Source organism: Wenyingzhuangia heitensis, from assembly GCF_011762155.1.
Taxonomy (GTDB): domain Bacteria; phylum Bacteroidota; class Bacteroidia; order Flavobacteriales; family Flavobacteriaceae; genus Wenyingzhuangia; species Wenyingzhuangia heitensis.
Genome location: NZ_JAASQL010000006.1, coordinates 97474 through 105733 on the forward strand (window position 1 = coordinate 97474; position 8260 = coordinate 105733).

The 8260-nt window shown below is 33.2% G+C and carries 7 protein-coding genes; 3 read left to right on the forward strand and 4 right to left on the reverse strand.

What is annotated here, in order from left to right; genetic code table 11:
* Positions 1 to 42 precede the first annotated feature (42 nt).
* Complete coding sequence (locus FHR24_RS14410) at positions 43 to 2451, reverse strand: GDSL-type esterase/lipase family protein (RefSeq protein ID WP_167190499.1); 2409 nt, start codon at positions 2449 to 2451, stop codon at positions 43 to 45.
* A 147-nt stretch (positions 2452 to 2598) separates the two neighbouring features.
* On the reverse strand, positions 2599 to 2934 hold the full coding sequence (locus tag FHR24_RS14415) for an EF-hand domain-containing protein (protein WP_167190502.1): 336 nt from the start codon (positions 2932 to 2934) through the stop codon (positions 2599 to 2601).
* A gap of 238 nt (positions 2935 to 3172) precedes the next feature.
* Between FHR24_RS14415 and FHR24_RS14420 the strand changes: the two genes are divergently transcribed.
* The 3 genes from FHR24_RS14420 to FHR24_RS14430 all read left to right on the forward strand — a co-directional run bounded on the left by FHR24_RS14420 (position 3173) and on the right by FHR24_RS14430 (position 5688).
* A complete protein-coding gene (locus FHR24_RS14420) occupies positions 3173 to 3814 on the forward strand; it encodes a TetR/AcrR family transcriptional regulator (protein WP_243846564.1) in 642 nt (213 codons plus the stop codon).
* A 12-nt stretch (positions 3815 to 3826) separates the two neighbouring features.
* A complete protein-coding gene (locus tag FHR24_RS14425; protein WP_167190506.1) occupies positions 3827 to 4459 on the forward strand; it encodes a nitroreductase family protein in 633 nt (210 codons plus the stop codon).
* Positions 4460 to 4527: 68 nt separating this feature from the next.
* Complete coding sequence (locus FHR24_RS14430; RefSeq protein WP_167190509.1) at positions 4528 to 5688, forward strand: iron-containing alcohol dehydrogenase; 1161 nt, start codon at positions 4528 to 4530, stop codon at positions 5686 to 5688.
* 49 nt (positions 5689 to 5737) lie between these two features.
* On the opposite strand, the gene FHR24_RS14435 is transcribed toward FHR24_RS14430, so the two are convergent.
* Together FHR24_RS14435 and FHR24_RS14440 are read right to left on the reverse strand one after the other, a co-directional pair.
* Entirely contained in the window at positions 5738 to 6463 is a 726-nt protein-coding gene (locus tag FHR24_RS14435) for a LytR/AlgR family response regulator transcription factor (protein WP_167190512.1), read from the reverse strand.
* 11 nt (positions 6464 to 6474) lie between these two features.
* A complete protein-coding gene (locus FHR24_RS14440) occupies positions 6475 to 7506 on the reverse strand; it encodes a sensor histidine kinase (protein ID WP_167190516.1) in 1032 nt (343 codons plus the stop codon).
* Positions 7507 to 8260 lie beyond the last annotated feature (754 nt).

Genomic DNA, 8260 nt, shown 5'->3' on the forward strand with positions numbered 1-8260 from the left:
AGTGCTTTTTTTAACTAGTTTTTATGTGTAAAGAAATAAGGGTTACTCAATAATTAATTTTAATTGTTTTTGAGATACTTCTCCATTAGCCTTTTTAAACACAATTTTACCTACAAGAATCTGAGGAGTTAATTCGCTCAAACTATACGTAAATACATTGTCTCCTTTGCTAAATTTAGCAGATGTACTTAATATATTTCTACCTAAAACATCATACAATTGTAAAGTAAATGTTCCGTTATCTAGAGTTGTAAAACGAATGTTTAAGTTGTCTTTAACAGGATTTGGATAGGTTTGGAAAGAAGTATCTGTAACATCAAGTTCAGCTACGTCTAATGTTGTATCGTCTTCACATTCTAAATCATCAATATCTGTTGCTAATACTTTGTCAAACAACAATGCGTGTCCTGCATCATTTAAATGCACACCATCACCAGAATTTAAACTTGCTAAAATAGTTCCATCTGTTTCTGCAATGTTTGTCCAAAAATTAATGGTCTTGGTACCATAGGCTGATAAAATACCATCTTTAACATCTATTTGTTTTTGTATATCTGCTGGAGCTGAAAAATTTCTGGGTTGTGAAGTTGCAATCCACATAGGTACGCTGTTGCTAGCTGCCTGATTGTATATAGTACTGTAATTAGACAATTGATCTGCCACCGCATATCCTTCCGCAGTATCATTAGAAGGTAAATTTACAATAATCGCTATAGGATCATGGCTCAATGCCTTGGTAATATTTCTTTCGGTATCTACTGTTGCAGTCACTCCACTAGGAATTGAACTTCCTGTAGGTAAAACATGATAGGTGGTATATCCTCCTTTTCCTAGGTTGATTACATTCAGTTTTGTGTTGTTTTGATAAATAGCATCAGCATACAAATTTACCCAAGCTTTGTCTGTAGAAGAAGCTCCAATTCCTTCGGCAGTAGAAGAACCTAAAACCACAATATTACATATTGTTTCATCATCAGAAATTTCAAAAACAGCATCACTAATATCATTTACTGAATTTGTAGTTGCTCTTACCAAACAATTTTCTGAAACAGCACTAGGCACTGTCCAATTATAAGTATTTGTAGTATTGTTTGTTATAGATGCAATAGCGTTCCAATTAGCACCATTGTCTGTAGAATATTCTAAATCTACATTTGCAAAAATATTAGAAGAATCCCAAGTAATTTTGGTTATTTTTCCTTGTTGCCAAAACTCTCCCCCATTAGGATTGCTAACCGTAATAGACGGAGTAGAATCGTACTCCACAACCATAGCTCCTAAATAGAAAAACCCATTAGGATTGTTGTTGTTGGGTCCTTTAGAAACAGTAATTGTTAAAGTACCATCAGCTTTTGGTTTTACTGTGGTGGTTACAAAGTTGTTTGTATTGTTTTCTGCATCCAGGTATACAGTTTCAGTAGTCAACCCTTCAATGGTATACTGTGCTTCTCTATTGTCTGTATCTTCGTAATTTACTCTAGATGCATAAATTGTTAGCGTTAAATCTGTATCTGGATCAAAATTACTATACGCTATCGCTCCAGAAGTTTCTGTTTTTCCTTCAAACTCTGTGGTGTTTCCAAAAAAGCTATCTGCAGTTGCTGTAGCCGGAATCCCTAAACTCTGACCTGCTTTGGTGGTACCAAATTCATTGATATAGTTAAAAGCATCGGTAACGGCTAAACTAATATTGGTGGTAGTCCCTCCGTTATTTACCAAGTTGCTAAGGCTACCTGTTGCTAAAGGATCTGTTAAATTGTTCCAGTTTGCAGCACTTGTATTGGTGTTAATTCCAAAATCTACCAACAAGGCATTGTTAGAGAATGTTGGAGCTTCTGTAGCATACTCCAATTCTATAGCTCCTAAGTAAAAGAATCCAGAACTATTGGTATTGTTAGGTCCTTTTGCAACATTTATAACTGCAGTTCCATCAGCTTTGGGTTTAAAAGTAAGTGTAGCCACATTACTCGTGTTTTCTGCAGTATCTACAGAAACTGTTTGTGTTGTTTCTGCAACCACTTCAAAAGCAGTTTCTCTATTGTCTGCAACACCTACTCTAGATCCAAAAAAGTCTATGGTATAACTTTTACCAACTACCAAGTTGCTAAGTAATAAAGAAGCTGTATCTGATGTACTACCAAAAAAACTATCACTTGTAGCGTTAGATGGGTAACCTAAACTTCCGTTCGGGGAAGTTGTACCTGTTCCATTAATTCCCTCAAAACCATCTGTAACTTTAAGTCCTATCCCTGTTTCTACAGTACTTGTATTAATAAGGCTGGTAACAGTACCCGGTGTATTGTTGGTAATGTTGTTCCAAGGAGAGGCACTACTTGTAGAACCGTATCCAAAATCTATATAAATAGTTTCTGTTTGGGCTGAGATAAAACCTATGGATCCTAAAAACAGTAATAAAAAGATTCTCATCTTTAAAAGTAAATTTGTTGTCATAGCAAATATGTTTAAATTATGTCCTTTAAATTTAGAGAATTATTTTTTCAGAACCATATAAAAAAACTATGTATTGACTCAGTTATTTACTTGTAACTAAAAAAGCACCTACTAATAATAGTAAGTGCTTTTTTTTTAAAGAATTAGTTATTCTTCTCCTCCATCGTTATCATCTTCATCATGATTATGAGCAGGTTTTGCTTTTTTAGGCTTATCACCATTTCCTTTCCCTTGTTTGTTTATTGAGTTTGTTAACTCTTCTAAAGAAATAGCACCGTTACCGTCTTTATCAATTTTATCAAATCTGTTTGCAATCTTTTTTCCTTCTAACTCTTCTTTTGTAATTTTTCCATCTTTGTTTGTATCAAACTTTTTAAACATTTTTTCTGGAGATGGTTTTGGTTTTTGCTCTTGTGAAAAAGCACTAACGGTAGCAAATAAACAAATTGCTGATGCGATAACTGTGATTTTTTGTGATTTCATTTTCTTTAATGTTTTTAGTTTTTATTATAATTATTTCTTTGTTTTGATTCTATTACATAAATATCCCTACCTCATAATCTTATTTTATATCAATTTAATAATCGAATCTAAGCTTTGACCCTAGGTTTTAATAAAGGTTTAATTTCTAAATAGAAATAAATTAATTTTTGCACAACTTCCTTATAACACTCTGTAAATCAGCTTAAAAAAACAATAAAAAATATTAATCTTTTTAAAAATGAATGTTCATTCATTTTTATTATCTTTGTCTTATCAAATAAAACACATGGTAGCATTAAGTAAGAGTGATATTAAAAGAAATGCATTGATCAATGCAACCATTAAATTGGTTATTAGCAATGGTTTTCATGCCACTCCTATGTCTAAAATTGCCAAGGAAGCTTGCATATCTCCAGGAACCATTTATCTGTATTACAAAAACAAACAAGACCTAATTAATAATGTCTACTTGCATGTAAAACAAAAATTTACACAAGCTATTTTTCAGAATTATACGAATAATACTCCTGTAGAAGAAAGTTTTAAAATTATTTGGTATCAAATTGCAGATTATAGACTAAAAGAGGTAGCAGAAGCTTTGTTTTTATCTCATTGTGACAATACTCCCATTATAGATGATGAAAGTAGAAAAGAAGGAATTAAACATTTACAACCCCTACTCGATTTATGGGAAAGAGGTCAGATTGATGGTATTATAAAAAAGGCTTGTCCTTACGTTTTGTATGCATATGCGGTGTATCCATTAGCTTTTTTAATCAATGCAAAACAAAGAGATGATTACGAATTAACCGACGAAAGTAAAGAACAAGCTTTTAAAATGGCTTGGGATAGTATAAAAATAACAGAACACAAATCATAAAAACATATAGATATGGAATTATTAGATAAATTAAACTGGAGGTACGCAACCAAAGCAATGAATGGTAAGGCAGTACCCGAAGAAAAAGTAAACAAGATTATAGAAGCTGCAAGGTTAGCTCCTACTTCTAGTGGTTTGCAACCTTTTGAAATTATTGTAGTTAAAAACAAAGAGATCAAAGAAAAAATTAAAGCGGTGGGTTGGAATCAATCTATACTTACCGATTGTTCTCATTTATTGGTGTTTGCTGCTTGGGATACGTACACAGAAGATCGTATTAATTATATGTTTGATTTGACCAATGAAGTTCGTGGTTTTAAAAACGAAGGATGGGAAAACTACAGACAAATGTTGTTAAGTGCATATCCGAAAAGAGATTCCTCTGTAAATTTTGAGCACGCTGCCAAACAAGCTTATATTGCTTTTGGAATGTCTATTGCTGCGGCTGCCTATGAAGAAGTAGATGCTACTCCTGTAGAAGGTTTTGATCCTGCTGCTGTTGATGAAATTTTAGATCTAAAAGCCAAAGGATTAAGAAGTACTGTATTGTTGCCTATTGGCTACAGAGATGCAGATAACGATTGGTTGTCTTCTTTGGTAAAAGTTAGAAAAAGCACAGAAGATTTGGTAACGGTAATTGAATAATTGCCTTTGTTTACAAAAAGAATTGCTATCGATCACAAGATAAATACAAACCAAAAATTTTAAACAGAATGAAGAATTTTGAATATCAAAACCCAACAAAAATTTTATTTGGTAAAGATCAAATAGAAAGCATTGGAAACGAAATACCTAAAAATGCCAAAGTATTATTATTGTTTGGAGGAGGAAGCATTAAGAAAAATGGGATTTACGATCAAGTAACTTCTGCTCTAAAAGAATACGATGTTGTTGAGTTTGGTGGAATTCCTGCCAATCCAGAATATGCGGTATTAATGGAAGCTTTAAGTGTAATTAAAGAGCAAAAAATCACCTATTTGTTAGCTGTAGGTGGTGGTTCTGTTATTGATGGAACTAAATTTTTAGCTTCTGCAGCCTTGTACAAAGGAGAAGCTCCTTGGAATATTTTAACGCAAAACATTAGAACTACTGAGGGAATGCCTTTTGGTACGGTGTTAACATTGCCTGCTACAGGATCAGAAATGAACTCGGGTGCAGTTATTACAAGAGCAGAAACCAAAGAAAAATTGGCCATGGGAGGTCCTGGTTTGTTTCCTCAATTCTCAGTTTTAGATCCTACCGTTATTCACTCAATTCCTAAAAGACAGTTGGTGAATGGAGTTACTGATGCTTTTAACCACGTGCTAGAGCAATACATGACCTATCCTGTAAATGCATTGTTGCAAGACCGAATTGCAGAAAGTATTTTACAAACGCTTATAGAAATTGCTCCAACCGTTATTAACAATCCTAAAGACTACAAAGCTGCTGCAGATTTTATGTGGAGTTGTACCATGGCTTTAAACGGATTGATTCAGAAAGGAGTTCCTACAGATTGGGCAGTACATGCCATTGGACACGAACTAACCGCTTTGTTTGGAATAGACCATGCTAGAACTTTAGCTGTAATTGCTCCAAGCCATTACACTTATAATTTTGAAACTAAAAAAGAAAAATTAGCACAGTACGCAGAGCGTGTATGGAATGTTACCGAAGGAACTTTGGAAGAAAAAGCCAAAGCAGGTATTGCCAAAACAGAAGCCTTTTTTAAGAGTTTAGACATAGATACTAAATTGTCTGATTACACAAAAGATTACAAAGGAACTGCACAAGAAATCTCTAAAAGATTTACAGACAGAGGATGGAACGGATTGGGAGAACACCAAAACCTAACTCCTGCCGATGTAGAAAAAATAGTAGAAATGGCTTATTAAAACCAGTTGATACCACTAAAAAATCCAGTAAGTAATTACTGGATTTTTTTTATAAAAGAGAGTTGTTTTCTATGTATTTAAAAAACTTGTTTCTGTATTGTTCTGATATGGTAATGCGTTGCTTGTTGATGATTATTTGACTACGCTCTATCACTTCTATATTTTCTAAATTCACAATAAAAGATCGGTGAACCCGCATAAACTTTGTTTCGGGTAATTTTTCTTCCAAAGCTTTTAAACTCATCAACATTAAAATAGGCTTGCTTTCATTTATTAGCCAAATTTTAATATAATCTTTCATGCTTTCAAAATACAACACATCATTTAGTTTAATTTTTAACTGCTTGTACTCAGATTTTACAAACAAAAAATCATTTTGTAAGTTGGATTGAATGCTGACATCGGGTTTGTTAACCAAATCAAACCATTCTTTGGCCTTACTGGCTGCTACCAAAAACTCTGCATAATCAAACGGTTTTAACAAATAATCTAAGGCTTTTACTTTAAATCCTTCCAAGGCATATTCATCAAAAGCGGTGGTAAAAATAACACGGGTTTGTTGCGGAATCATTTTAGATAGTTCTAAACCTGTTATATCGGGCATTTGAATGTCTAAAAACAATAAATCTACCGGTTCTGTATTTAAAAACTCCATGGCCTGAATTGCATTGCTAAATTTTCCTTTTAAACTTAAAAAAGGGGTTTTTAACACATAACTTTCTACCAAACTTAAAGCAATGGGTTCATCGTCTATTACCAAGCAACTAATACTCATTTTTCTGTTTTTTAAAGATGTATTTCTAACCGAGCCACAAACTGATTGTTAACTACGTTAGTTGTAAATTGATGTTTATTAGGATATAGCAATTGCAATCTTTTTTCTAAATTCTGCAAGCCAATTCCAGAACCGCTTTTGTCACTTTGTTCCTTTGGATAATTGTCGTTTTTACTAGTAAAATACAAAATATCGTTGTCTATATACATTTCAAACTCAATATCACTTTTATGTTGAGAAGATACTCCGTGTTTAAACGCATTTTCTATTAAAGAAATAAACAACAAAGGAACTATTTTAACTTCTGTATTTTTAGCAGGAAAACGAGTATGAATTACCGTATTATCTGTCAACCTTAACTCCATTAAAGAAATGTATTTTTTAATAAATTCTATTTCTTTAGACAAGCTAATCATTTCTGTATTGGTATCATACAACAAATAACGCATCAACTTGCTCAAACTATGTATGGTAGTTTTGGCTTGTTCTGGTGAAATATCTACCAAAGAGTAAATATTGTTTAAAGAATTAAAGAAAAAATGAGGCTGAATTTGATAGCGTAAATGTTGCAATTCTGATTGCAGCTTAATCGTAGTTGCTTCTTTACGCTCTGCTTCTGTTTTTGCCCATCTTTTAGTGGCTTTAATAGCTATAGAAAACAACAACGGAGCAATATAAGACAGCGTTTGCACGTAAATAAACAAAGAAAACGGAGGTCCTCCCCCTTCATTTTTATCTGCTTTTTTTCTTAAAAACTCTTCAAAGTAAACACTTTCTATTTGCTCTTTTAAAGTCATAAACAAAGCAATCAGCCCTATGTTGATGACTATAAACTGAACCGTTTTTTTGGCAAACAAAAACTTATCAATCCATAAAAAAAAGTTGGAATAAAATAGCACCGCATAAAAGAAAATTGGAATCCAAAAATGAGCAATCACTCTATTGATATCTTGTTTTTCATAAGACAAAATATAGGGCATGCTAAACAAAACCACCCAGGTTAAGAGATGAGAGAACAACGTTATTTTTTTGTTTTTATACATCTTTATTTTTTTATCAATTCTATGGGGATAGCTCCTCTTCGTGTTTTGTAAACCCACTTTAGAAGATCCCTTTTCAAAGGTAAAACTAATTCCTTTCTTTTTAGTACCCAATAGACGTTTTGGAGAATTGCCTATATGAATTAGCCTGTTTTATAGACTAATTTTTTTAAAGAGCCTTTGGGTTGAGTCTGTAACTTTTACCTCTAGTTAAGATTTCACATCTCGACTTCGCTCGATGACCTTATTGTTTTAATTTTTGAACGATTACATCACGGTGTTCGAGCGGAGTCGAGAACCTTGTCAGTTCTAGTTTCTTTTACTGTAGTAAAACGAAAATAAAAGAAGTATCGAGAACAGTAGAGGACTTTTACAACCAGTTAAGATTTTACATCTCGACTCCGCTCGATGACCCATATTTTAATTTTTTAACGATCTAATCACGGTGTTCGAGCGGAGTCGAGAACCTTGTCAGTTCAAGTTTCATTTACTGTAGTAAAACGAAAGTAAAAGAAGTATTGAGAACAGTAGAGGACTTTTACAACCAGTTAAAATTTCACATCTCGACTTCGCTCGATGACCACATTATTTTAATTTTTGAACGATTACATCACGGTGTTCGAGCGGAGTCGAAAACCTTGTCAGTTCGAGTTTCTTTTGCTGTAGTAAAACGAAAGTAAAAGAAGTATTGAGAACAGTAGAGGACTTTTACAACCAGTTAAAATTTCACATCTCGACTTCGCTCGATGACCACATT